The organism is Rummeliibacillus sp. GQ308, assembly GCF_059759115.1.
This window is the reverse complement of the sequence record NZ_JCAXDQ010000001.1, coordinates 1404367-1426886: the sequence shown is the minus strand read 5'-3', so window position 1 is coordinate 1426886 and position 22520 is coordinate 1404367. Positions and strand designations below refer to the sequence as shown.

Below are 22520 nucleotides of genomic sequence, written 5' to 3'. Positions count from 1 at the left end.
TTTATACATGTTTTATAAACGTGTACCCCACCCGGGACATTTAAAACATTTAATTAGAAAATAACGCTGGACAGGTGCGTTTACATAGATTATACCTTTAACTAATTAATACTGAAAGGTATACAAAACATCGTAAGAGCTAACTATCAACGCATGCCTAGGAACACCTACAAATACAGCTGTACCTTTTGTAAATATAACCAAACTGCATATTAGCATATTTTTAACAAAAGGTAATAGTTGTTATTTTTTTCTTAGGGAGTAAATAAACCACCATATAGATACAAATAAATAATAAACAAACATAGAATTCATTGACGCTTCTACGTTCCCCCATCTCTCATTGAATTGATAATATAATATCCAACTACCAACATAGACAACGGGCATAACAATAAATAACAAACCAAACCACATAATATATTTATAATCATTTTTTCTTTCCATAAGTTCACCTTCGCTTCCCATGTTTTAAGTAATAACATTTAATTTATATAAAAAATTAGTGTATTTATGCAATATAGGTATTATGTTATATTTATATGGGAATTCAATACTAATTAAGAGTGCAATGGTTTAATTCATCTAAAAAAGGGGGTTACGCTTTGATCTTTCTAATATTTGCTTTCTTCATTTTATCTGTATTGTTAGTAGGTATAATTTTTTTATTAGTTTTCTTGGTGTCTTTTATACAAGGAATGATTGCTAACAAAAGAAATGGTTTACCATTATTAGATGAGCGAATGAAAAATGTAGTATTAGTTGCTATCGTTGTAATAGCCTGCATGTTTTTCTATGAAGTGTATCATTAAAGTTCTAAACTTAATTTGCTTATTAATGGCCACTAATGTGGTCTTTTTTATTGTTCATTTTTAAAATCAATGAGTTCTCGTATATCTTCTATCGCAAAGGCTTCCCCAATTTTCGATAACGCTGATTTAGGTATTCTCTCCATTTTATTATTAGAGAGTTCTGAAATGGTCCGCCTGGACAGACCTGTCATTTTTTCTAAATCACGTTGCGTAACATTGAACTCCTTCATTAATTGCTTCAATTTGATATTGATTATATAGCTCATCCATATAGCCCACCTTAAAAAAATTTAACTTTCTTTCATTGGACAAGGTATTTTCTTGGTACGTTTAACGTACATTATTACTACCAAGTCAAATACCACATCAAATACCAACGCCACTACCAAATTAGATTCCAGTCACACTACTTTATAACCTACCAAGCGTACTACCTGATTAGGTACAAATCACACGTAAAAAGCTATGCCAGATACCCTACCAGTTTAACTACTACTCTAGTATTCAATTAGGTATAGGCGAAATCCTTTAATATCAATACTTTATTGCTTAATTTCTTCTTCCAGTTAACATCAACTAATACTACGTATTAGAACCACTGTGGCGCGAGTCAAATAGAAAACGAAAGGAGATTCAAGATTGATTAATTTTCCAAAGACTATTTATATAGCTTTTGCGGGATGTGCGGGAAGAATACAGCTCATAAAGGTACTCGTTGCACACGATGTGGATGTTAAATAAAAAGGGGGTAGTATAAATGTTATTCGAAATTTTAACTACAACTGTAATGGGCGGGATTGCTGTAAAAGCTTATCTGGCCAAAAATGATTTGAGTGAGAACGACAGCGGGAAAATCCAACGCATTCTTTCTCTGTCTGGCTTAAATGTCAAAGATGGAAGAGACACATTAACGACTCAACTTGTCCGTAAAAAGAAGCATGAATGGGGATGGGAATACAAATACCGCATACCTTTCGGAAGAAGCTTTGAGGATTATGTAGCGAAACAAAAAAATATTGAGGATGGCCTTAATAACCGTAAGAAACAGGTTACTCTCCAAGATTTGAAATTCGATAAGAATATCCTTAAAAACATCCTCATGTTGAAACAAACTAAGCTTACTGAACAAAAAGAAGTTGAGATGTCTTTTGACGGTTTGCTCTGTATTCGTGTTTATGACAAGCCATTACCTAAACAAATTGAGTGGGACGAAAGCTACTTGAAAAAAGGTACATGGTTAGTGCCTATTGGAAGTATGCGTAACAACGACACCATTAAACATGATTTCGATAAAGATAAACATTTAATAATTGCCGGAGCGACTGGATATGGAAAAAGCGCAATTTTAAAACTCATTGCTACAACTTTAATTGATCAGCAGCCAGAACATGCCGAGTTATCGTTAATCGACTTAAAGGGCGGTTCTGCTTTTCATCGGTTTAGGGATTGTAAGCAAGTCAAATACTACTCGCGGGATCCGCAAGAAGCTGAAGGAGTTTTGAAGAACATTCAATTAGATATGAATGAATCATTTGAAACGGTAGTAAACAACGGGTTCGAAGATGTGAAAGAAGCTGGTATTAAAAAACGTCATTTCATCATTATTGATGAAGCTGCAGATTTAGCTGACTATGGGAAAGCAATGGATATTATAACAGATATTGCCCGCCGAGGAAGATCTGCTGGCTATTATCTTATTTTTTGTACCCAATATCCAACTACACAAGTCATACCCTCTCAGACAAAAAGAAATATTATCGCCCGTTTGTGCTATGTGGTCGATACAGATATAGCTTCCCGTGTTGTTTTAGATGAAAGTGGTGCGGATAAGTTGCCTGATATTCCAGGTAGAGGTATTTATAAAAATAACGTGAAGCGTTACGTTGTGCAGTCCCCTTACATCTCGAATTCAACCATTCAACAACAGATTTCCCCATATATCCAAAAGGAAGAGGAGGTTCCTAGTGCTATTGAAAACCCATCTAAACGAACGCCAAGAACAAATCCTATTACTTTTGAGCAAATTTGATTACATGACTAGAGACCAACTACGCGTGTACTTTGGTTTGCGATCCGTTCGCAATGCAAATCGTATTTTTAAGGAACTGTCTGATTACCTGTCTGTTATCCGCGATGGCTATCAATCCATTTACTATCTCAATAAATCTGGACGTGAATATGTTGGCTGTGAAAAAATCCGTAAAAAAACTGGTAATGTAGAGCATACTGTCATGCGCAATGAATTATTTCTCTTTAATCAATGTCCGGCTGATTGGGTAAACGAAATTAAAGTATCAGATGGTGTTACAACCGTGGTAGCAGATGCTATGTATACACACTTACATACGAAACATTTTGTTGAAATTGATAACCTACAGACCATGCGTGAGAATCGCTTGAAAATAGAACGTTACAAATCTTTAGGGATAGCTTTAGAACAGCAGTTAGGTCACCCTCCTGCTCTTGTATGGCTTACCACCACAGAGCTAAGAAGGATGCAAATAAAAGAAGCTTGTGAAGAATTACCGTTCGTTGTGAAGGTATTTATATATGAAGAAATCCGATAAAGGAGAGATGGAATGTTCTTTAATAAAAACAAAGTGGAAGTTGTGCCTGAAAGTAAATGGACTGATTTTGGTAGCCAACATGCTACACGTAAGGACTTAGCTATTGCTGCATGTGTGCCTGCTGTAGCTAGTCTTGGAATGGTCGCATGGAATAGTTTGACTAAAGTTTCAACTGCTCCTCTAGAAGCGGCTAGCAACAATATAGGTATAGAAGAAATTACACGCACTACAGTGTCAGGTCCAGCTATGCCTCCAGGTACTCCAGATACTTATACAACTATACCGACAGGCGCTGTTACAGACCATATAGCAGGCACTTCATTAGATGTGCTTACAACGATCATGAATCCCATTATTGATATCCTCGTCGCCCTAGCATTGCCCCTCGCTAGTCTTATGATGGTCGGTGCATGTTTCTTTATAATTTTAGGACAAAAGGAGAAAGCATACTCAATATTTTTCAATAGTGCGATTGGTTATGTATTGATTCAGATGTCACCAATGCTTCTAAACATATTGAAAACTGCAGGTACAGCAGTTCAACCACATTAAAAAAATCCCCTCTTATTTAAGGGGATGAGATTCTTTCACAATTACTTGTGATATACCTTTTTATTAACTTCCGCAACCGTTTTATATTCTATATTTAATAGGCGTTTTATTTCTTCGTTAGTCCAATTTCTTAACGCCACGTTGAAATATCTATGGTATTCAGTTGCACCGCGATATAACACTTCGTAAACGGTAATAAAATCATCTTCTCTTACTTCTTTTTCTATTCGTACCCCCAAAGATCCTAGTTGTCTTTTGACATTCAGTTTTTCTTGTTTTATTTCTTGAATCTTACTCTCAAACCACATATCGAAAGCTCCATGCGATTTAAAACTATCTAAAAACTTACGATCACGCTCTAGTGTCCGTATTGTTAAATCTAGAATAATTTGTTTATGCACTAGATCGCTGTGTTCCCTACTCATACGACTTCTCGTTCTTTTCTAAGGACTGGCATCACTGCAAGAACATTATCTGTAATAAAAGTACGCTTAGCATGCTTAGTGAAGCAAAATGCTTGGAATCTGTCACCAAAAATTTTGATTAGCTTTACTCGTCGTTTAGTTATCTCACCTGATTGAGAAATGTACATTAAATCAACCAATTGATTATGCTGCATCGCTTTCATTAACTGCTCTTTCATCTTGTCTCCCCCTCAAAATAGAACGCTTGTTTGTCTAATTATAAAGAACATTCGTTCTTGTTTCAAGACAAAAAAAGCCCTATTACCATTATGTGTAACAAAACTTTAAGTTATGTATGCAGTTAAAAACAAAAAAACGCGGCTAGTCTCATGCTTTTTAGTAACATGGGAAGCCGCGTTTTTAATGTCAATCAAAATAAAATAATTTAATGTTCTTATTTCAAGTAAACAAAAAACCTTACCGATTAAAGTAAGGTTTTAAATTTCTCTTTCTTTAGTTAAAAATGGATTCTTTTTTGGTTCTACTTCCTTAGTATTTTCTGAAACTTCGTTACCGTCTTTTCCTGCTTGCAAAAGTAGAGAAACTACTACATACAGAAAAAGTGCTAAATATACTGAATAAGCTACAACTAAAAGGCTCCAAACACTTGAAAAAATTATTTGTGTTGGGCTAGATATATTATAAAAGTTTGTAGGTTGTCCGGCCTTTCCTTGGATATACACTTGAAAGACAATCGTGAAAACAATACTGGAAATACCCGTCACTATGGTGGCTATGAGTAAATATAAAAATTGCTTTGTATATTCTTCATCACCCAATATTTCTTTCACTAATTTGGTAGTCATAATTGAAGCTATAATAGAAATAGAAGTTGCAAAAAAGCCTAAAGTTATACTTGAAACATTTAGATATCCAGATAGTGCTTGTTCAAATCCATTAAGGGAAAAGAAGTTTATTTTTTTAATAAACACAATAATAGCCACGACAATGGAAAAAATGCCAAGCATCCAAAAAAACATTAGAAATTTTCGCACTTGGTCCCCCTCTTCCTATTATATTTTACTTTTCATTTTCTCATATTCATTAACCATCTCACTAAATACGCTTATAGGATTTAGATGCTTTTCTTTGCCGAAAGTGAATTTTAAATAACTCTCTAGTTTCTGATCTAATAAATCTATTTTTTCAACCCTAGAATCTTCATCATCTTTACCATGAATATGAAACTTCTCAACATCTGATGAATCAATGTATCTCTCTAAAATGCTATCAGAAACATCCTCTGGAATATGGCTTTTTTTAATCGGCTGGCTTGCTATTGTAATTTCAACATACCTAATTTCATTATTTGAATCGTTCTTACCTGTTACTTTTTCCAATATGTGCTTAGCAGCTTCTCCTGTTGTTCGTACAGACATTTTTCTAAATTGCGTTTTTTCTTTACCTCGTCGCTTTGCTGTTTTGTCCATGATAACTTGTAGGCTCGTTTCTTCTTCAACATCAAACTCTTCCATCCAAGTACGAATTACTCCACCTAATGCTGTAGGGCTTAAAGAATCTCTATTACGTTGAATCATAAGGACTTTTTTATTTGTATCATAAAGCACACTTACTTGATGTCCTACATATTCATTATCTAAAATTGTTATTACGTCAGATTTTCCATGCAAAGTAGTTTTTACAGGAAGATGATAATCAATAAGTCTATCGAATACAAGATGATAATAGCCTAAATTGTCAACGCTAATGTCACCTAACCGAACAAATTCTCCATTGTATTCATAGACTAACTTTTCAAATGTTGATGACCCCTTATTGGTTGAGTAATTATTGTAAATAGCTTCTAGAATCGTTTTAATACCCACCCTCGATTCCGAACCGTCTTCTTTTTTCCCGACTATAAAGAAGTAATTAAACCCAATTTCTTTTGATCTAAGCTTGGTCTTTGTTGCCTTTTCATTTGAACTTTCTTGCAATTTCAGTTGTTCTTGTTGCTCTTCTAGTTGGTCTTGTTCGTCTATTATTATTGTATTATTCACCATTTAAACACTCCCCTTTTATACCATTTTATTGTAATAAAAGTGAAATGTCTTTAATACTTTTTTACTACGTCCTAATCCTTTCCAAAGATAATTTTTTAAAAAGCCTCCTCCCCCATGTGTAAGATGGGGATTATGAAATGTTATTTATCTACTGTATAGGCTTTTACATACTCCCGATTGGCTGTGATAAAGACACACTTGTCTTTATCTTTAACCAAGAAACGAGGTGTACCATTCTTTGCATATACAATAGCCTCGATATCAATTTTGGTATCTTTTTTGTATCTGTTAAGTTCTTCTTTAAATTCAACATCTGCATATACCCCTGCGTTTGTTAATAAAACTAAGCGATCAAACTTTTCACTGTAATAGGTGCTTTCTTTTGGTTTGGCTACTGGCTTAGAAACACCTTCGACTTGGTTTTTTGTATATCCTAAATGCCCTGCCATAACTTTTGCAATAGCTTGACATAATGCTTCAAAGTTATTGCGATATGCAGCTGCATCCTTTTCCGATGTCACAAAGCATACTTCTAAAAGGATTGCTGGCTTATTAGTGTTACGCAGGAAATACAATTCCTTTCGTTCCTTTGCTCCCCTGTCTACAATTCCAAGAGCTGTTGCCATGGCCGCACTCATTTTGGCTGACAATAGTTTTTGGTCATAGTATAAACATTCTGTTCCTGTTGCCGCAGGAGTAGCGCTGTTAAAATGAATAGCAACATCTAGTTCACGATCTTTATTGTTATGGAAATTCACGATATTAGCTAAGTTTTGATTTTGCGTTGTAGCTGTTGTTTCGTGATACTTATAACCCTCACCGTTGTACTCCTTAGTTACAATATCGTATACACGATTGACAACCTTTTTAGCCTCTTCATGCTCATTTAGAATGCCAACCGCTCCCGATACTTTATCACCGTGTCCGCTACTGATTACAAATTGTTTTCCCATATTATTTCAACCCTTTCTTTTTGAGTTCTTTTTCTTGGATTTTTGCTACTTTGCTTACAAGATAAGTGTTTTTCCAAATCCCATAAACAACTAAAGCGAATGGTACTGCTGCTAAAAGAACGTTGGTAAACGCATTAATAGAATCATCTGTATACCACTTGAGATTAATACCTACTGATTGCAAAAATAAAAGGACTGCTGATAGCAATCCTCCGAATAACGCAATATATTGTTTTAACTTGTCTGTTGTCAATTTCACGACCTCCTATTTAAAAAATGCTTTAAAAACTGCAAGGATTCCTAAGATAATAGTGACTATTCCTCCGGAACCAATAGCCCCGTAAAGAGCCACTGTTACTTTGCCCTTCAAGTCCAATTTTTTAATCTGTATTTCTCTATCAGTTTCCGCTTCATACTCCACTTGCTTTAAAACGTGATCAGCAAAAGGTTTTAGTAATTCACGTGTTTCCTTGCCATCTTTCATCACTGTGACTTCCAGGTCTTTTTGCCCTTTTTGGACACCTATCAAATCTGTCTTTATCGATGTCATTTCTTGCTTAAATACTAAGTGTTCTTTTTCTAATATTTCCAACCTCGGTAAAATGTCCTGATGAATTACTTCGCCATGTTGTTGCAGTTGTTCTTTATGTTCTTCCAATGTCTTATACATGGAATTACCCCCTCCTGGCATTCCCCTCTCCCCCATTCTCTCTATCTTTTGACAAGAAAAATACCCTCCACAGATTGTGGAAGGTAAATTATTAGCTACTTTAAATTCGCTTGAATATAAATGGAAAAATCATTACGTCTAGTCAACTTCCCTATGTTTATTTTTCCCTCCTCTTTTAGTTTTTCTGCTGACTGATAAGTTAAATCGGCTTTACTTTTATTCCAAAATTGAAGTAAAAGCGAATTACCTGTTACTTTAAGCAACCGATTTAAAAGCTCTAATTTATCCATTGAAAACACCCCCTCTTTATCTAAATTCTACTAATCGAAGAATTAACCTTTAATATTTTTTGTTAATTTAGATAAAACTAATATATCCTCCATGGATATTGGGGAAGGCATATAAAAAAACACATTCAACAGAATGTGTTTTAATCAATTAAAATAACCAATTTTTCAATAATTACCCCCACTTTTCTCACTTGTGAAATATAAAATTCATCATCTCTTGATACCATTATACAAATAAACTCTCTCCTATTTATATAAGCATTGATAAACCATTCTACTGCTGCATCATTAAAATAAAAATCCAACTCAAGGTCAGTTAAATTTCCTTTTACTTTTTCTTCAACTATTCCTTTAGATTGAAATTCAAAAGAATTATTTTTTGTAAAGATTTTTATTTTATCAAATTCCCTTAACACGGCTCACTCCCTCCCTCTCTATACTGATAAAATTCAAAAGAAATGGATATTACCCTTTAACAATTATCCCCTTTTTCATCAAAAATAACGCTAGTCGATTAACTGCGTTTATGTCTTATCATCTTCCTCTAATGTCTTAAACATGGAATTACCCCCTTCTGGCATTTTATCTTTCGGCAATAAAAATACCCTCCACAATGATTGTGGAAGGTATTGAAACAGCAATCTCCTATTGAACTTGCTGTTTTATTAACATAACCTTTTTATCCGAGTCTGTAATAAAAATAGTTTTATAATTTTCCATGTCACTGGTTTCCTCGCCTTTTGATATTAGCAAACTTGTAATAATATAGTGATTCATATGCAATTTTATGAAATGTTTATATGCATCATCTCGTTTACTAAAGTTAATTTCAATTGAATTTTCTCTAACGCCAAAATTACCTCGAGTCTTAAATATACGTTTTTCACCTTGAGCAAGAATATCTATCTTATCAAATTCTTTTAACATATCTTCCATATCATCCACTCCCATCTATCTACTTAATTCGACAAAAAAGGAGTAAGTACCTTTATTATATTTGTGGTTGTTTTTGGCAATAAAAATAACGCTAGTCGTTTAACAGCGTTTATGTCGTATCATCTTCCAAATATGCAACAAAAAAGCCAGCTACGCTGACTTGAAGTTTATCTTTTAACTACCGCTTTAATGATTTTTGGTCCATATTTAACTGCTCCACCAATTAATACTGGTATTGCCACTTTCAATGCTTCGCCTATGAATTGTTTATTACTATCATCTTGCTCACGCGCATGCATAACATGTTTATCCATTCGATCATAGATTGCTTCTCTTTGTTCAGGTGTAAGATCTTCTCTTTTCAATTCATCTTTATAAATTAATATAGCTTCTTTTAGAAGGTTAAAAACGTTTTGTCCAGAACTACTAGATAAATCCGTTACTTTGACTAACATGTCTTTAATATTAGGAGCAAGTTGCATAAGATTTTTAATATCTTCTATCGAAAAATCAATTTTTGCTTTCTCTAAAAATCCAGTCATTTTTGTCGCTACTAACGATTCTTGTTTTTCTGGATCGATTTTTTTGCTCATACAATATCCCCTTCTACTCTTCATATTAACAATGAAATTATTTCCAATATTATTATCAATTAAAATAGATTGTTAGTAAAGAAGTTGTTTTGTTCCTTGTAAAAAACAGGCTGAAACTTTTATAAAGTGGACTTTTCTATCTTGATCACTACCCTTATGATTTAATCCGTTTTTATAATATTAGAGTAGTTGATAGTTTATAACTTTATAGATGTTCTAAATTTGTTTATTTGGTCTGCTTGCTCTTGCGTAATTTATTCAAATTACGAAATAAACAAAAGCATCCTGCAACGGATGCTCAATTTTTTAATTATCCATAGTGTTTTACTTTATTACTTTTAAATTACTTATTAAATCTATACCTTTTTCAGTGATTAACCAATACCCTTTTTGTGGTGAAATAACTAGACCATTACGAGCCAGAGGTCGTTTAGATTGTTGCACCCAGTTTTCCCAATGGTTCCTTTTTCTATCGTCACTTTCCATTACTTTTTTTCTTTCATTATTCGAAAGTCCAAACTTTCTTGCCAACAATTCATAAGCTTCCTTAGTTGCTAAAGCATTATTTGTATTATTATAGTGGTAATTCAAAAAGTAAAGTAAATAAAAACTAACTTCTTCTTGCGCTGGAAAGGTATTCTCTCTTATTATCTCCATTTTTCCATTCCTCCCTTTATTTACATTTTAACAGAACAAGAGAGTTAATTTTATAAGTTTTAAAAAAATGACAAAATAAAAAAGCCTACTCAGTGTATGCTTCTTTTTCCTACTATCATAAATGTGGCATTCCATTAATTAGTACCCAATATCCCCGTTTTGCCTAAGATAATAATTGTTGCATAGTACAATAGAGCAACTAAAACAACAAATCCAAAACAACCTAATTTGTCTAGTAAAAAGCTTATCACCCTAAATAGTAAACTAAGAATCAATAAAGCAACTATAATTACTGGTGATGCTAGTATTAGACCCAAGCATATCAAAATAATTGGCAATAAAGGAATACCCAATGCAGACAAAATAGATGTTAGCATATTAACAAAGAAACCAAAAACCTGAGCACCCAAAATAACACTACCTTTTATAAATATTTCTCATGTTTAATATCGGATTTAAAAATAAAGTGTTTAGAAAAAAATAGTCATTCACACTTATAATTGTTTAATTCATGAACTGCTCTCCGACGATTGATTCATACTCTTCTTTCGTTATAGTATTCGTCCTTACACCATCTTTAACCTGTTCTTTAGTCCATAAATTACGGTCATAAAACCGTTTGATTCGATCGTACCATGCTGACATCAGACAGCACCTCCAGTCATTATTTCATACCATAGATTAGCAATATCACTATCATACTCATTGATTTTAGCTTCTTTCAGCATTGAATCATACCATAGTTCTGCATTTTCATTTTCAAGCGCCTCTATACGTTTCTCATCAGGAGAAGGAAACCTGTATGTCCTCATTTGCTTATACCTCCTAGTATTCTTGGAATTACATCATTAATAGAAGGAGTAACTCTAGATATCCTTAAATCTAATATTGATGCTGAAAGCTCTTTTTCTGGTATTGTAAATAAAACCTCATCATTCGAGCTTAATGACTTAAGCATCTTTTTGCCATCTAGAAAAGCATCCATAGTGAACCCATTATTTTTTACGAAACAAGCTACACCTGTATTTTTATCTAGCTTATACTTCAAAGAAACCTCTTTACCCCCGTAATATATTATTTTTATACCGTATACAAGCGTATTTGAGGCAAAACCAGTGCTAGTTGCATGATATATCCTTGACTGTGCAGCCAATGAATATATACCGATAGCATTCGCTACATTAAACCTATCTTTTCTCCTTGCAAAGCTGTAACTAACTGTTTTTCCAAACCCACCTGATAGATTTTGATCCGACTTGTTTAACATAAGTCCGACTACACTAGTCCTATCCGAAATGTTGTTGCCTTGACCTTCCCAGTCAATTTCAATTTCGGATACATCAGTAAAATCCATTGTAGCCAATATAGCGGTGCAATATCCCCAGACATTACTTGAAGTATCTGTATAAACTTCTAAGTAGTTTGAACTCTTATAAATTCTATAGTAGCTCCTGTAATAACCTAATTCTGAAGGTAATTTATCTCCTGTTATAGTTGTTGCCTTAATGATTTCAATACCTTTTTCTCCATTATTAAGGTTATTTCTGCCTACACTTGAATTCACTTCATCAAAGGTAAGACCAAATATAGACTTTCCGTTATCTCCAAATACTGTACCATTTTCTATTCTTTGAGTTGCTTCTTGATAAAGTTTTAAACTTGCTACTTCTCTTATTAATTCATTGTTTTTTGATTCAATTGACGATAAATCAATCTCTTGTACTGATATAACCCCTTCATCGTCAACATTAATTCCATCTCCAATTTTGACATGACCTAAAGTTGTCGCTGTCGCTTTTTCCGCCGAATGTTCATTAACTTTTTTGTCTAAAGCTTCAAGATCTGTTTGTTTAGCTGATCCATCAGCCTTACTTAAAGAAGTTTGAACATCACTAGCAAAGTCACTTTGAGGAATACCATCTAAAGGTTTAGAATATTTGGCTTTAAGTTCTTCTTTGGTTGCCAAGTTCGATGTATCTACATTTACTTTTATATTTCCTTTTTCATCTGGTAACTGGCCGTTAATTGTTTTTACTTCTCCGGCTTTTTCTTGTAGCTCTTTAATTGCTTCATAATCCGAGTTAAATTTAAAATCGAAATGTCCTGCTGCAGGATATTCACCATTTCCAAATCCTTGTATTTTCTTTTCTTCAGATGGTTCAACACCAACAGCATTCCATTTTAATGGTTTCTTGGTAAATGTCATTTTACCCCTCCTATATTGGCAACACAGATTCTTGAGCAGGTATTAGAATAAGGCTTAAAGTACCTTTATCGAATCCATGCTCTCCAAATTCAGGTGTGTCATATTTCTTTGAGAATCTAAATGTTCCTGTAAAATTTGCTGATGCAACACGAACATCACCAGGAGTTACTTGTTCAATTAGCTGGATTAACTGACCCGTAGTTAATTGAGAGTCATTCACAACTTTTAACGGGATTTTTTCAACCACTAATGCAAGTGGTTCACTTCCACCCTTTTCAATAACTGATTTGAATTGCAGATCAGTCGGCGAACAATTCAACGTATTAGCCATCGAATCAATGATAGCGTTCCAGGTTCCATCTGACTTACTTCTGATTCTTTTCGATTTAATCATCATGCGATATTGAGCATCATTCGCAAGACCTCTAGGCTGGTTTGTGTCAGCCCCTATTAAATCCAGTTCTTTCCCTTCGGCTTTATCTACATCAACCCATTCTCGCATCGTCTGAAGCGTTTCTTGCACATCTTCATATTGTTGGTTGAATACATATAGAATCTTTACTATGTTAGATGCAGGGTTTTTGCTCAAGGCATCAGTTAACATATTAAGCATGTCTTTAAGCATTGATAACCACCTCAATGTCATCCAATTTAAGTTCGGCCACTTGTCTTTGAGTAATGATAATATTTTCAGTGCCCAAGGAATCCGAATTTAAACCAATTTGGATTGATATGTCATCTATCCCTGCTACCTTATATAAAGCGCTGTAAAGGCGAGATACTATTACATCCGAACCCATAGTTAAACCTTGTTGTTCTTCTCCGTTCGAATCTAAACCGCCAATTACAGCGATTAAAGCATCCTTTAATTGCGTAATACCATCTGCTTCAAATTCTGCATTCGTTTGTACTTCTAATTTCACAAACACTGTTACAACTGAAGCAAAATCAAAACGGATATCGTGAGTATTCTGTGAGTTATCAGCAATTAGAGTAGATTGATCACCTACTGTTTGAGTAGTGGCTGATATACTATCAAATAACGCTTGTGCAACCGCCTCTTTGCTACCACCTAAAACATAAGCATGTACTGACTTTGGGGGATTGCCGTCATTATCTACTTCCATGGATTTGTTATAAATAACATTTGCCGAACGTACTCCTGACACGTTTCTTAATGCTAATTCAATTGCTGATGCAGTACCTTTTCCATTGGATTCGTTTGCCTTGAGAAGACGATTACGATAGGAGGTAAGGGATTCCATATCACTCCCACCAGTTGCTGCTACAGGATTCGTAACAGAGTGAATATCTTCTACAGGGTTCACTATATTTATTATGGTATTTGCTGAAACATTGGTATAACTACCGGTATCGACGCTAATTGCTTGTCCCACACCATTACCAGAGTCGTCTAAAGTTACATCATCTAGTAAAGCAAATTGGATATCCCCTTCTGTTGAATAGGTTTCTTCAGCTTGTATAATGTAGCCTGGTGCTCCAGTGAATTGTAAAGGTACATAAGAATTTGTAGCTGGATTTCTTGGGATATTTTTATCTCCGCCATGATAATCCAACGATACGCCATCGGCTTTTTTGATAAAACGACTGTTGTAAACAGCTTCTACAACGTCCCAAAGCTTTGCATAAAAAAAAGCCATCACTCTCATGATGATGCCTAATGGTGTATATGATGATAAATTTGTGTTTTCACCAAATTGTTCTTTAAGCTTCTCTTCCATCTCATCTAATAAATCCGAGTATGTTTTTCGAGAAAAACCATTCTTATTCAGAGCCACTTAAATCAACTCCCTCTAAGCTTATGTTCAGCCCATCTGTTTTAACGAGATCTAAGTCAATGGTAGAGGAACGGCCTTGACGGGAGATCATTATATTTTCTGCTCCCTCTATGATATTTTGGTCTGTTAACACTTGCAAAGCTTCTAACACACTATCTGAAATTTCTTCATCTTGGACCAATTTGTTTTGCATAAAAGAAGTGTCTAACCCGATATTTTCATCCAGTTCAAACTCTCCCTTTCGTATGCTCAAATTCATCAATGCCCCTTGTGCGATTTCTTCGTCACCTTCTACCATTACAAGGTTTCCGGCTTCATCAAAAACAAAATCACCATCTACAACCTTTAAAGTTTTCACCCATCAAACACCCCTATAATTATGGCATCATTACTACTCATCAAATCGTAAGAATCTGGATCTATGAATTTAACACCATCTAGATTATCCATATTACGTTGAATAACATTATAGAAAACAAGTGGATATTGACCACTTTCACAATCACTTTGGCAATGACGCATCACTGGACAATCTTCAATAGGCGATTGTTTAAATAAATTGTCGTCTTTGTCAGCTGTTAAGAAGAGAGGTTGAATATCTGCTCGTTTAGTGGCCGGATTATATTTAATTAATTTCGCTGGTGCTGCAGTTGCTACTGACAACAAAATTTCTCTTTGAAGATTCGTAAAGAACCTAGAAAATTCGCTCATTATTCAATCACCTCAACTTCTGTAATAAAATCTGTGCCATCATACATATGCTGGCCTTTTCTAGCCCGATACTTGCCGTTAGCCGTTTTGCTTTCAATCTTTATGATAGATGCAGTGGTAATGCGATGTTGCAGTAAACAACGGACGCTGTAGCCTTTAAAATCATCATCCTCATATTGTTGAGGTGATTCAATTAGGCCTGTCGAAGAGCTCAATGTAAAGCGCTCGTCATTCCCTGTTTCAATGCTTCGAATAACCATCTTCCCGCGCCGCCAATACATAACCGCATCACAATCATTTACAACTGCATTCAATTTATTTTCAATTTTGCCTGTCACTTTGTAGCCTTTTTTGTATACTTTATCTCTTGGCAGATTAAACTCAGCAAATTTAATCCCTAGAATACTAGATAATCTTTTGATAATAGTAGATGCTTTAGTTCCTTTGGCAAATGTAATATTCAATGTCTGTTTGCGCCATTTAGCTACCTTCACCGTTTTAAAGTTAGTGGTCCTCGTATACTTACGACCATTTGTACCTACATGTGTTGTTTTAATTGGTTTCTTTAATTTCACACGTTTATTCACGAAATACTTCTTAGCTGCATCAGCTGTTTTATGATCAACTTTAACTCCGCTATAGTCTTTACCTTCTTTAAACTTGACCGTTGTAACTTTGTCTACACCTTCATATTTCGTTGTAACTGAAGTGATTTTACCTTCTACAAGCAATCCATAATCATCTTTATAGCCAGCGCTTAAAGAAACGTTATATCCTTTTTTTATTTTGTTAATTGTGTCCTTGGTTAGATTATAAATCTGGAGGTTGCTTATATTCGGTTTGCTATCATCGTCAAAAGGGACAGTAAATCTAATTTCCAGATCATCGCCATTAAACTTTAAATGGCCTTTAGGTGTTTCAATAGTTACCTTTGTAATTCTACGAAACAATTGATTAGTCATCCCACTCACCTAAATTATCATCATCTTCTATTACATCATCCAATTCATCATCAGATAAATCATCGATTGTTAGAAAGACGGTTTTATAAAAATTCTCTTTCGAAACATCTGTAGCAATGCCTGATTCATCAAAAGGCACTATGGAAGGTGCGGGTAGTCTCTCATCGACAATTGATTCAAACAATGGCCTATTTAGTACCACTTTCTCACCAAGCACAATAATAGAGCCTTCATCATCCCATAAATCTACGGTGTAAAAATCGAATGTCTCGTTATAGTTAATCCCCATCGTATAATTGTCTTGTTCTAGGTCTATCTCAAACTGTACGGGTATTTCAGAAACATCTAAGTCGATATAACTTCTTTTCATTGCTTCACCACCAAAAAGAGTACCCGTTAAGGTACTCTTGATTATTTAACACGCATTCGTCCCCCTGCTGGAATAGAACGATCCGGCCATTTATTTAACTTTCGTAAGGCAGCTATTGTAGTACCATATTTTTTAGCGATGTTAGAATAATTTTCACCTGGCTTGACTGTGTGATATTTTTTTAAAGCCTTACCAGTCCCTGCTTTGCCTTTGTTTGATTTCACTGTTTTCTTACCAGACGTTTTTTTCTTCGTTTTCTTTTTGATATACGGTGTTTTGGTAATTCGAACTTTTTGCAGTTCCATAGTGAATTCAAAGCCATTTCCGACACTCGATGTGTAAGTTCCTGAAAAGCTTGTAATTAATACATCTTTCGCATTTAAACGCCCGACATACTTAATAGCTTTCCCATCATTCATGAGATTCTTTAAATGCTTACGTTTATCGTTAGAGTTCTTCACTTTTCCTTTGTCGAGGATTTTCCCACTAATTGAAAATGTATCAGGATTCCTTTGAACACTATCATTCAAAGGTAATCCATCTTCAACTGGATAGGCGGTGACGTTAACGGACGAGTTAAACGTTTCTTGCATACTATCAATATGATAATTGTGTATTTTCGCCATTAATACGCCACCCCACTATCGAATAAACCTCTCATCTCTTTGAACGCTGCTTCTAGGGCCTTATTCACCGCACGTTCTATTGCTGATTCAGTCGTTTCATCTTTGGTTTCAACATTGACAGTAATTTGCGGGCTAAAATGAATAACCGTTTCGCCTTTTTTGTTCAGTAACTCATTTGTTTTACGATTATTGTTAACATGAGAACCGAATGGAAGATCTACAAGCTCAGGACCTTCTTCGCCAACAAGAACTTGGCCAAAGTTATTCTTCCAGCCACCAGTAGCAAATCGTTTCTTAGGACTGCCACCCATACCACTAACATGGACGTGATTCATGTGGCCGGTTGCCCAACCAGGCTTACTACCATCGCCGTATTTCCTTCCAAATACAGTATTGTCACCAATCGTGTAAGAAACGCCTGGCAATCGAGAAGCCCATCTAGCGACTTCCTTATAACCACCGTTTGAACCAAATCCACTTAAATCGATAGCGTTATGTCTACCGTGATCATAAGTGTCTCCTGGTCTATGACCGCTCGTTATTATCAATCCTCTACCAAGAGGAGAGCTCATGATTGTTTTGGCAACATTAAACAAAGAATCATAGACACCGTACTTATTGCTAACGGATCCACCACCGACTCCGCCACCAAAGAAAGGTATTTTATTCGTAACATAGGAAATAGCAGCATCTTTTAATTTAGATAACGCTGCCGTACCAACACCTAAAATGTCACTTTTTAGACTGTGTTCTTTAATGTAGTTACCGATTGCTTCACTAGGATTCGTTATAAAATCTAAAGCCTTACTACCAAACTCCACGGCTTTTGAAGCAACGTTTTTCACTTTGTTTCCAATGCCTTTTGCATAACCAGGCATAGAACCTTTTAAGCCACCAGACATCATCTGTGAAGTTTGAGATGCCGTTAAAACTCTTGTTCCACGGGGTAAGTCTACGATTTCAGCACCTTTTGAACCAACTAAACGAGCATCCCCATATGGAGTATAAGCTAACTCTGGGCCTTCTTCTCCAACAACAGATGGTCCACCAGGATGATAGTTAGTTCCTCTAGCATTTGACGCTATACTGTTGCCTTGGTTATTGATAACCTTTGACTTGGCAGAAGTTGTATAACTCGTGTTGTTTGTTGAAAAAGTCGGAATACTAGCATCAGAACCAAGAGCTTTTAATCCCTTGTTAAGGAAACCTGCAATTCCATTCCACACGCCCGCTAATCCTTGCTTAAACTTATCCCACTTAGTCAACACTTGGCCCGTTTCCCAATCGACTTCTTTTACGTGTTCTTCAGCTTGTTTTTTGGCTTCATTCACAACATTTTTATGCATATCTTTTGCGGCATCTTTTGCAGCATCACGAGCTTTTTCAGCGTTATCTTTAATAGCCTCATACTGCTTTTTAGTTATAGACTTGTTGTCCTTATATTCTGTGTCTGCTGCTACAATAACTGCTTTATATTTTTTTTCAGCTTCTTTGATAGCCGCATCTTTGGCCTTTTTAGATTGCTTAACAATGTTTGCTGCTTGCTTTGCGCTAATTCTTCCACTTTCGTTTTTTAGCATCGTCATAATTGTACGTTGCTCTTTTGCAGATTTAGATAGCGTTTTGACAGCAGAAGAACGCATCTTTTCTTGTTCTTGGTTAATTTCTTGGCGTTCTTCTTCAGTAATCTGTCTTTTTTCTTTTGCAGCCCTTTTAAGAATACGATTGATCCTACTCTGTGATTTACGAACAAGATTCTCACGAGCTTTATGGTTGGTATCCATATTCTTTAAAATCAACTTTTGTTCTTTTTCGGATAGACCAGACTCCTTCATAAAACTGCTTAATGTTTTTGTTGTCTTACCGAACTTAGTCTCCATTGATTTTTCTATCGTATTAGCCATCTTGCCATAGGTATCAATCAAAGAGTCCGCTGTTTTAGTAGATACCTTTTGACCACGATAATATAAAAGGTTTAACTGCTCAGAAGCCTTGGTATTAAGCTTTTCATATGCTTTTATAGCGCTCGTTGTTCCTTTAGAAACCCCTTCAAAGTTCAATCCGTCTTTTAGTGACTTTTTAACTTTAGGCAGATTCTTTTCAAGAGACTCCTGTGCACTTGCACCAAACTTTTCACCAAATATGGATCCCGCAATACCACCAACGACACCACCAATAGCTGTGCCTACACCCGGAACCACCGAACCAAGCGCCGCTCCTGCAGCTGCACCTGCAGCACCACCAGCTAATGAACCACCATTTGAGCCAAGATTTTCTTTTCCGCCATAAACTAATAATCCGGCTCCAAGTAAAGTGCCGAGTATAGGAATCTTTTTACCAATAGAGGTCCCTGTTTTAAGGAGACCACCTTTGCCAACTTTTCCGAGACCGTTTTTCCCTGCTTTCCCAAGGAAAGTAGCGCCTTTTCCATTCTTTCCGCTACCACTCAGAACTGCCCCACCTGTACCTCGCGCTTCTGCATTTGCTAATTGAGCGCTTGTATTGCGTCGTAAGGCTGCTGTTTCAACATCGATTGATTTTGCACTTGTAGTATATTCATAAGACTGACGATTCTTCCACTTTCTAAATTTCGCACCAACTGAAAGTATGTTTCCATAGCCCTTTACTATCCCACCTATCGCTAATGCAAGAACTCCTATACCAGTAGCAGCTCCTAATGCTCCTGTAGTGATCAATCCCCATTTAGCAATTGATTCTTTTGTTTCTTTATTTAAGCTATTGAACCAATCAGATAAGTCTTCAACTTTTTCTGCTACATAGTTGAAAGTTGGAATTAATGCAGTTCCTAAATCAGTGGCTAATGTTTCGACAGATCCAGTAGCGTATTCTATCGAACCTTTTAGGGTATCCATTTTCTTTTTAGCTACATCCGCTGCAGTGACACCTTGCATCGCACTATTCATGTCATCAAAGCCTTTTTTACCAGCTTTAGAAGCAATAGTAGCTGCACGTACAGCATCTGTACCAAACATAGTCTTCAGTGCGTTGATTCTCTGTTCTTCTGATAATCCTTTAAGTGATTTTTGGAGTAACCCAAAGATCTGTTTCATGTCTTTCGCTTTACCCTGCTGAGTAAAGAATGCTGAAGAAACTAATCCAGACTGTTTAGCTAACTTATCATATTCTTTTCTAATCTTGGTTGAGGATGCGCCTTCACCCGCTTGAACAACCGCTAATTCTTTTAACTTGTTAACTACTCCATCATAAGAAATCTCAGCTGACTTAAGACCGCGCTTGACCAAGTAGTTATACCCATTAGTTATGCTCGTCTGAGCTAGTCCTAGCGCTTCCATTTGCTTTGCTGCCTCTTCTGTTTGAGGAGATAAGTTTAGCAACATGGTTTTAAGTGAGGTACCTGCATCGGAACCTTTCAAACCATTTTGTGCCATTACAGCAAGAGCAGTTGAAGTAGATTCAAATGATTGATTTACCATGTCAGCAACTGTTGCAGATTGAGATAATGCAAAAGACATTTCCCCAACATCTGTTGCAGATGCATTGGCAGCGCCAGCAAGTAAGTTGGCCGCCTTAGCAGAAGTAAGCGAAGTATCATTAGTAAATGAGTTTAAAGCTGTAGACATCGTTTCTGCAGCCTTAGCCAAGTCTAATTCCCCAGCAGTAGCAAGGTTGAGGGAATCTTTCAGTCCTCCGCTCAATATATTTTGAGTGTCTACCCCTGCTTTAATTAACTCCTGAAGGCCTTGTGCTGTTTCTACAGAACTATATCTCGTATCTGCTCCCAATTTCATGACGGTTTTAGATAAGCGGTTACCATACTGTTCCCATTCATCAACAGACATGAGAGATTCGGAGTTCTTCATTCCTTGCTCAAAATCTGCTGCTTTTTTAAGGGAATAGCCGATAGCCGCTCCGCCAACTAGGGTTAATTTACCGAACGTACTTGTTATTTCTCTACCGAATTCATTGATACTTTTTCCGGTATCTTTATATTTCTTGCTAAGTGTTTCTAGCCTACTAGATGTTTGTGAAAGATTATTTGCGTGATTCTTTATTTTTCTGTCTTGTCTTTCTACACTACGTCCGACTTCTTCGTTAGAATCAGCTAACTTCTTATTTTTGGCTGAAACTCTTTCAGCTGCTTTTTCAGCTTCTCCAAGACTACGATTACCTTTATCAACCTGATCTTTTAATGATGATGCAGCTTCTTTCGAATGCTTATATTGTTTACTTAAGCCTTCTTGCTGCTTATCAACATCTTTGATTGCTTTACCAGTTTTATTTAAAGTTGATTCGTAATGGCGGGCTTCATTTGCCGTTTCTTTTAAGTGCTTGTCGACGTCTTTTAAACTTCTGTAATCAACGTCGACAGCTACTTTCATGGTGGTATTTCGTATTGGTCTAGACATCTACACCACCTCTTCTGTTCAATGCTTCCTGCTTCATCCTAGCGAGATGATAAGCAAGGCCAATTTCATACGCTGTCATCACTTCTATTTCATCTCTCGTAGCAATGCCCATGATAATTGGTAGATACATTCGATAATTTGATTCGATGTAATCTTTGTAGTAAGCATCTGTTTGGATTTTACAGCAATCTTCCAAGAAAGCGGTCAGCTTCTGCTAATACCTCGCGATAACCGTCATTTTCATCCCAGTAATCCCAATCTGTTTTCGGAGAAGCAATAATTTCATCCATCAATTTTTCGTTGTAAATAGAATCTACGACTAGGCCATTGAGCCCTTTAGATTCATCTATAATTTCTTGAACACGCTTTGTACCAGGAAATGAAAAAGTATATTTCACTCCGGAACCTTTGTGAGTATATTCCTCTTGTCTTAAAACTTTTGTTGTTTTTTCTTCTGTTTTAGCGTTTGCCATGATTAAATTCCTCCAATTATTATGTTTTTTGATAAACAAAAAGAGTGGATTTCTCCACTCTCAAGAATTAGTAGTTTGTAACTGTGAAATCTCCAACTTTAACGGTATAAGTACGAGCTTCAATGCCATCAGAATAAGTAGCATCTGCAATTTTGGTTACCATTGCTTCGGTACCTCCGCGCCGTTCACGGGTTGACGGATCATCTACATAGCAAGGAAAAAATTCCTTTGTTTTATTCAAGTCATTGAAGACCTTACAAAAAGGTGAAGTTTGTGCAAGGGTAAATACCATTGTTCCTAAGCCACTATTATTTAATGACCAGGATGCTTCACCTTGAGCGTTTGACTCAACATTGACACGATCTTCATCAAATCCAGCTGTAACAAACGTCCCTTTTTTAAATCCTGTAACGACCTTATTTTTTGCAGTTGAAATGACTTTACTTGCATCATACACTTGTGGTGCCATTTATCATTACCTCCTGTTT

General features: G+C 35.8%; 31 protein-coding genes. 4 read left to right on the top strand and 27 right to left on the bottom strand.

Annotation, left to right across the window (positions count from 1 at the left end; genetic code table 11):
• Positions 1-605: 605 nt before the first annotated feature.
• Entirely contained in the window at positions 606-812 is a 207-nt protein-coding gene (locus AC6CHJ_RS07070) for a hypothetical protein (RefSeq protein ID WP_150284381.1), read from the top strand.
• A gap of 47 nt (positions 813-859) precedes the next feature.
• On the opposite strand, the gene AC6CHJ_RS07065 is transcribed toward AC6CHJ_RS07070, so the two are convergent.
• A complete protein-coding gene (locus AC6CHJ_RS07065; protein ID WP_150284380.1) occupies positions 860-1078 on the bottom strand; it encodes a helix-turn-helix domain-containing protein in 219 nt (72 codons plus the stop codon).
• A gap of 491 nt (positions 1079-1569) precedes the next feature.
• Between AC6CHJ_RS07065 and AC6CHJ_RS07060 the strand changes: the two genes are divergently transcribed.
• Genes AC6CHJ_RS07060 through AC6CHJ_RS07050 form a run of 3 tightly spaced genes read left to right on the top strand, consistent with a single transcriptional unit; the run spans position 1570 to position 3931 of the window.
• Entirely contained in the window at positions 1570-2841 is a 1272-nt protein-coding gene (locus AC6CHJ_RS07060; protein WP_150284379.1) for an FtsK/SpoIIIE domain-containing protein, read from the top strand.
• Positions 2777-3379 carry a replication-relaxation family protein gene (locus AC6CHJ_RS07055; protein WP_223823540.1) on the top strand — a complete coding sequence of 201 codons (603 nt, stop codon included), beginning with the start codon at positions 2777-2779 and terminating at the stop codon, positions 3377-3379. Before AC6CHJ_RS07060 ends, AC6CHJ_RS07055 begins: the two co-directional genes overlap by 65 nt.
• A 12-nt stretch (positions 3380-3391) precedes the next feature.
• Positions 3392-3931 (top strand): pilin, encoded by a 540-nt coding sequence (locus AC6CHJ_RS07050; protein ID WP_150284378.1) that lies wholly within the window; start codon positions 3392-3394, stop codon positions 3929-3931.
• Between the two features lie 41 nt (positions 3932-3972).
• Here the strand turns inward: AC6CHJ_RS07050 and AC6CHJ_RS07045 are convergent, their stop codons facing one another.
• The 26 genes from AC6CHJ_RS07045 to AC6CHJ_RS06920 all read right to left on the bottom strand — a co-directional run bounded on the left by AC6CHJ_RS07045 (position 3973) and on the right by AC6CHJ_RS06920 (position 22501).
• A complete protein-coding gene (locus AC6CHJ_RS07045; protein WP_150284377.1) occupies positions 3973-4356 on the bottom strand; it encodes a YhjD family protein in 384 nt (127 codons plus the stop codon).
• Positions 4353-4574, bottom strand: a complete 222-nt coding sequence (locus tag AC6CHJ_RS07040) for a WYL domain-containing protein (RefSeq protein ID WP_150284376.1) — start codon at positions 4572-4574, stop codon at positions 4353-4355. The genes AC6CHJ_RS07045 and AC6CHJ_RS07040 overlap by 4 nt, the downstream gene beginning before the upstream one ends.
• Positions 4575-4832: 258 nt before the next feature.
• A complete protein-coding gene (locus tag AC6CHJ_RS07035; RefSeq protein ID WP_150284375.1) occupies positions 4833-5390 on the bottom strand; it encodes a hypothetical protein in 558 nt (185 codons plus the stop codon).
• A gap of 18 nt (positions 5391-5408) precedes the next feature.
• Complete coding sequence (locus AC6CHJ_RS07030; protein ID WP_150284374.1) at positions 5409-6398, bottom strand: DUF6731 family protein; 990 nt, start codon at positions 6396-6398, stop codon at positions 5409-5411.
• A 140-nt stretch (positions 6399-6538) separates the two neighbouring features.
• Positions 6539-7351, bottom strand: coding sequence for an N-acetylmuramoyl-L-alanine amidase (locus AC6CHJ_RS07025; protein ID WP_150284373.1), 813 nt, complete (start codon positions 7349-7351; stop codon positions 6539-6541).
• 1 nt (position 7352) lies between these two features.
• The gene (locus AC6CHJ_RS07020) at positions 7353-7610 is read right to left on the bottom strand and encodes a phage holin (protein ID WP_223823539.1); all 258 of its coding nucleotides are present in this window, start codon (positions 7608-7610) and stop codon (positions 7353-7355) included.
• 6 nt (positions 7611-7616) lie between these two features.
• On the bottom strand, positions 7617-8021 hold the full coding sequence (locus tag AC6CHJ_RS07015; protein ID WP_150284371.1) for a hypothetical protein: 405 nt from the start codon (positions 8019-8021) through the stop codon (positions 7617-7619).
• A 95-nt stretch (positions 8022-8116) separates the two neighbouring features.
• Positions 8117-8311 carry a hypothetical protein gene (locus AC6CHJ_RS07010; protein ID WP_150284370.1) on the bottom strand — a complete coding sequence of 65 codons (195 nt, stop codon included), beginning with the start codon at positions 8309-8311 and terminating at the stop codon, positions 8117-8119.
• Positions 8312-8451: 140 nt separating this feature from the next.
• The gene (locus AC6CHJ_RS07005) at positions 8452-8727 is read right to left on the bottom strand and encodes a hypothetical protein (protein ID WP_150284369.1); all 276 of its coding nucleotides are present in this window, start codon (positions 8725-8727) and stop codon (positions 8452-8454) included.
• A 229-nt stretch (positions 8728-8956) separates the two neighbouring features.
• Positions 8957-9247, bottom strand: coding sequence for a hypothetical protein (locus AC6CHJ_RS07000; protein ID WP_150284368.1), 291 nt, complete (start codon positions 9245-9247; stop codon positions 8957-8959).
• A 167-nt stretch (positions 9248-9414) separates the two neighbouring features.
• A complete protein-coding gene (locus tag AC6CHJ_RS06995) occupies positions 9415-9840 on the bottom strand; it encodes a hypothetical protein (protein ID WP_498287838.1) in 426 nt (141 codons plus the stop codon).
• Positions 9841-10164: 324 nt separating this feature from the next.
• Positions 10165-10497, bottom strand: a complete 333-nt coding sequence (locus AC6CHJ_RS06990) for a winged helix-turn-helix domain-containing protein (protein ID WP_498287836.1) — start codon at positions 10495-10497, stop codon at positions 10165-10167.
• 504 nt (positions 10498-11001) lie between these two features.
• The gene (locus AC6CHJ_RS06985; protein ID WP_498287834.1) at positions 11002-11142 is read right to left on the bottom strand and encodes an XkdX family protein; all 141 of its coding nucleotides are present in this window, start codon (positions 11140-11142) and stop codon (positions 11002-11004) included.
• Positions 11142-11309 carry a hypothetical protein gene (locus AC6CHJ_RS06980; protein WP_498287832.1) on the bottom strand — a complete coding sequence of 56 codons (168 nt, stop codon included), beginning with the start codon at positions 11307-11309 and terminating at the stop codon, positions 11142-11144. Before AC6CHJ_RS06980 ends, AC6CHJ_RS06985 begins: the two co-directional genes overlap by 1 nt.
• On the bottom strand, positions 11306-12703 hold the full coding sequence (locus AC6CHJ_RS06975) for a hypothetical protein (protein WP_498287830.1): 1398 nt from the start codon (positions 12701-12703) through the stop codon (positions 11306-11308). Before AC6CHJ_RS06975 ends, AC6CHJ_RS06980 begins: the two co-directional genes overlap by 4 nt.
• 10 nt (positions 12704-12713) lie before the next feature.
• Entirely contained in the window at positions 12714-13328 is a 615-nt protein-coding gene (locus AC6CHJ_RS06970) for a DUF2612 domain-containing protein (RefSeq protein ID WP_150284363.1), read from the bottom strand.
• The gene (locus tag AC6CHJ_RS06965) at positions 13321-14502 is read right to left on the bottom strand and encodes a baseplate J/gp47 family protein (protein ID WP_223823538.1); all 1182 of its coding nucleotides are present in this window, start codon (positions 14500-14502) and stop codon (positions 13321-13323) included. The genes AC6CHJ_RS06970 and AC6CHJ_RS06965 overlap by 8 nt, the downstream gene beginning before the upstream one ends.
• The gene (locus tag AC6CHJ_RS06960) at positions 14489-14860 is read right to left on the bottom strand and encodes a contractile injection system sheath initiator (RefSeq protein ID WP_150284362.1); all 372 of its coding nucleotides are present in this window, start codon (positions 14858-14860) and stop codon (positions 14489-14491) included. Before AC6CHJ_RS06960 ends, AC6CHJ_RS06965 begins: the two co-directional genes overlap by 14 nt.
• Positions 14857-15165, bottom strand: a complete 309-nt coding sequence (locus AC6CHJ_RS06955) for a hypothetical protein (RefSeq protein WP_150284361.1) — start codon at positions 15163-15165, stop codon at positions 14857-14859. The genes AC6CHJ_RS06960 and AC6CHJ_RS06955 overlap by 4 nt, the downstream gene beginning before the upstream one ends.
• A gap of 47 nt (positions 15166-15212) precedes the next feature.
• Positions 15213-16175 carry a phage protein gene (locus AC6CHJ_RS06950; protein ID WP_150284360.1) on the bottom strand — a complete coding sequence of 321 codons (963 nt, stop codon included), beginning with the start codon at positions 16173-16175 and terminating at the stop codon, positions 15213-15215.
• Entirely contained in the window at positions 16168-16545 is a 378-nt protein-coding gene (locus AC6CHJ_RS06945; protein WP_150284359.1) for a phage baseplate plug family protein, read from the bottom strand. The genes AC6CHJ_RS06950 and AC6CHJ_RS06945 overlap by 8 nt, the downstream gene beginning before the upstream one ends.
• Positions 16546-16586: 41 nt before the next feature.
• Positions 16587-17171 carry a LysM peptidoglycan-binding domain-containing protein gene (locus tag AC6CHJ_RS06940; protein WP_150284358.1) on the bottom strand — a complete coding sequence of 195 codons (585 nt, stop codon included), beginning with the start codon at positions 17169-17171 and terminating at the stop codon, positions 16587-16589.
• Positions 17171-21559, bottom strand: a complete 4389-nt coding sequence (locus tag AC6CHJ_RS06935; RefSeq protein ID WP_498287827.1) for a phage tail tape measure protein — start codon at positions 21557-21559, stop codon at positions 17171-17173. Before AC6CHJ_RS06935 ends, AC6CHJ_RS06940 begins: the two co-directional genes overlap by 1 nt.
• Positions 21552-21755: a hypothetical protein gene (locus AC6CHJ_RS06930; protein WP_498287825.1), complete on the bottom strand. Its 204-nt coding sequence runs from the start codon at positions 21753-21755 to the stop codon at positions 21552-21554. Before AC6CHJ_RS06930 ends, AC6CHJ_RS06935 begins: the two co-directional genes overlap by 8 nt.
• Positions 21739-22032, bottom strand: a complete 294-nt coding sequence (locus tag AC6CHJ_RS06925; protein WP_498287823.1) for a hypothetical protein — start codon at positions 22030-22032, stop codon at positions 21739-21741. The genes AC6CHJ_RS06930 and AC6CHJ_RS06925 overlap by 17 nt, the downstream gene beginning before the upstream one ends.
• Positions 22033-22099: 67 nt before the next feature.
• The gene (locus tag AC6CHJ_RS06920) at positions 22100-22501 is read right to left on the bottom strand and encodes a phage structural protein (RefSeq protein WP_498287821.1); all 402 of its coding nucleotides are present in this window, start codon (positions 22499-22501) and stop codon (positions 22100-22102) included.
• Between the last annotated feature and the right edge of the window lie 19 nt (positions 22502-22520).

Bases quoted from the DNA above. Each gene is read 5' to 3' on its own strand.
- AC6CHJ_RS07065 (WP_150284380.1), bottom strand. From the start codon at position 1,078: ATGAGCTATATAATCAATATCAAATTGAAGCAATTAATGAAGGAGTTC.
- AC6CHJ_RS07060 (WP_150284379.1), top strand. From the start codon at position 1,570: ATGTTATTCGAAATTTTAACTACAACTGTAATGGGCGGGATTGCTGTA.
- AC6CHJ_RS07050 (WP_150284378.1), top strand. From the start codon at position 3,392: ATGTTCTTTAATAAAAACAAAGTGGAAGTTGTGCCTGAAAGTAAATGG.
- AC6CHJ_RS07045 (WP_150284377.1), bottom strand. From the start codon at position 4,356: ATGAGTAGGGAACACAGCGATCTAGTGCATAAACAAATTATTCTAGAT.
- AC6CHJ_RS07040 (WP_150284376.1), bottom strand. From the start codon at position 4,574: ATGAAAGAGCAGTTAATGAAAGCGATGCAGCATAATCAATTGGTTGAT.
- AC6CHJ_RS07030 (WP_150284374.1), bottom strand. From the start codon at position 6,398: ATGGTGAATAATACAATAATAATAGACGAACAAGACCAACTAGAAGAG.
- AC6CHJ_RS07025 (WP_150284373.1), bottom strand. From the start codon at position 7,351: ATGGGAAAACAATTTGTAATCAGTAGCGGACACGGTGATAAAGTATCG.
- AC6CHJ_RS07015 (WP_150284371.1), bottom strand. From the start codon at position 8,021: ATGTATAAGACATTGGAAGAACATAAAGAACAACTGCAACAACATGGC.
- AC6CHJ_RS07010 (WP_150284370.1), bottom strand. From the start codon at position 8,311: ATGGATAAATTAGAGCTTTTAAATCGGTTGCTTAAAGTAACAGGTAAT.
- AC6CHJ_RS07000 (WP_150284368.1), bottom strand. From the start codon at position 9,247: ATGGAAGATATGTTAAAAGAATTTGATAAGATAGATATTCTTGCTCAA.
- AC6CHJ_RS06995 (WP_498287838.1), bottom strand. From the start codon at position 9,840: ATGAGCAAAAAAATCGATCCAGAAAAACAAGAATCGTTAGTAGCGACA.
- AC6CHJ_RS06990 (WP_498287836.1), bottom strand. From the start codon at position 10,497: ATGGAGATAATAAGAGAGAATACCTTTCCAGCGCAAGAAGAAGTTAGT.
- AC6CHJ_RS06985 (WP_498287834.1), bottom strand. From the start codon at position 11,142: ATGTCAGCATGGTACGATCGAATCAAACGGTTTTATGACCGTAATTTA.
- AC6CHJ_RS06980 (WP_498287832.1), bottom strand. From the start codon at position 11,309: ATGAGGACATACAGGTTTCCTTCTCCTGATGAGAAACGTATAGAGGCG.
- AC6CHJ_RS06975 (WP_498287830.1), bottom strand. From the start codon at position 12,703: ATGACATTTACCAAGAAACCATTAAAATGGAATGCTGTTGGTGTTGAA.
- AC6CHJ_RS06970 (WP_150284363.1), bottom strand. From the start codon at position 13,328: ATGCTTAAAGACATGCTTAATATGTTAACTGATGCCTTGAGCAAAAAC.
- AC6CHJ_RS06950 (WP_150284360.1), bottom strand. From the start codon at position 16,175: ATGACTAATCAATTGTTTCGTAGAATTACAAAGGTAACTATTGAAACA.
- AC6CHJ_RS06945 (WP_150284359.1), bottom strand. From the start codon at position 16,545: ATGAAAAGAAGTTATATCGACTTAGATGTTTCTGAAATACCCGTACAG.
- AC6CHJ_RS06940 (WP_150284358.1), bottom strand. From the start codon at position 17,171: ATGGCGAAAATACACAATTATCATATTGATAGTATGCAAGAAACGTTT.
- AC6CHJ_RS06935 (WP_498287827.1), bottom strand. From the start codon at position 21,559: ATGTCTAGACCAATACGAAATACCACCATGAAAGTAGCTGTCGACGTT.
- AC6CHJ_RS06925 (WP_498287823.1), bottom strand. From the start codon at position 22,032: ATGGCAAACGCTAAAACAGAAGAAAAAACAACAAAAGTTTTAAGACAA.
- AC6CHJ_RS06920 (WP_498287821.1), bottom strand. From the start codon at position 22,501: ATGGCACCACAAGTGTATGATGCAAGTAAAGTCATTTCAACTGCAAAA.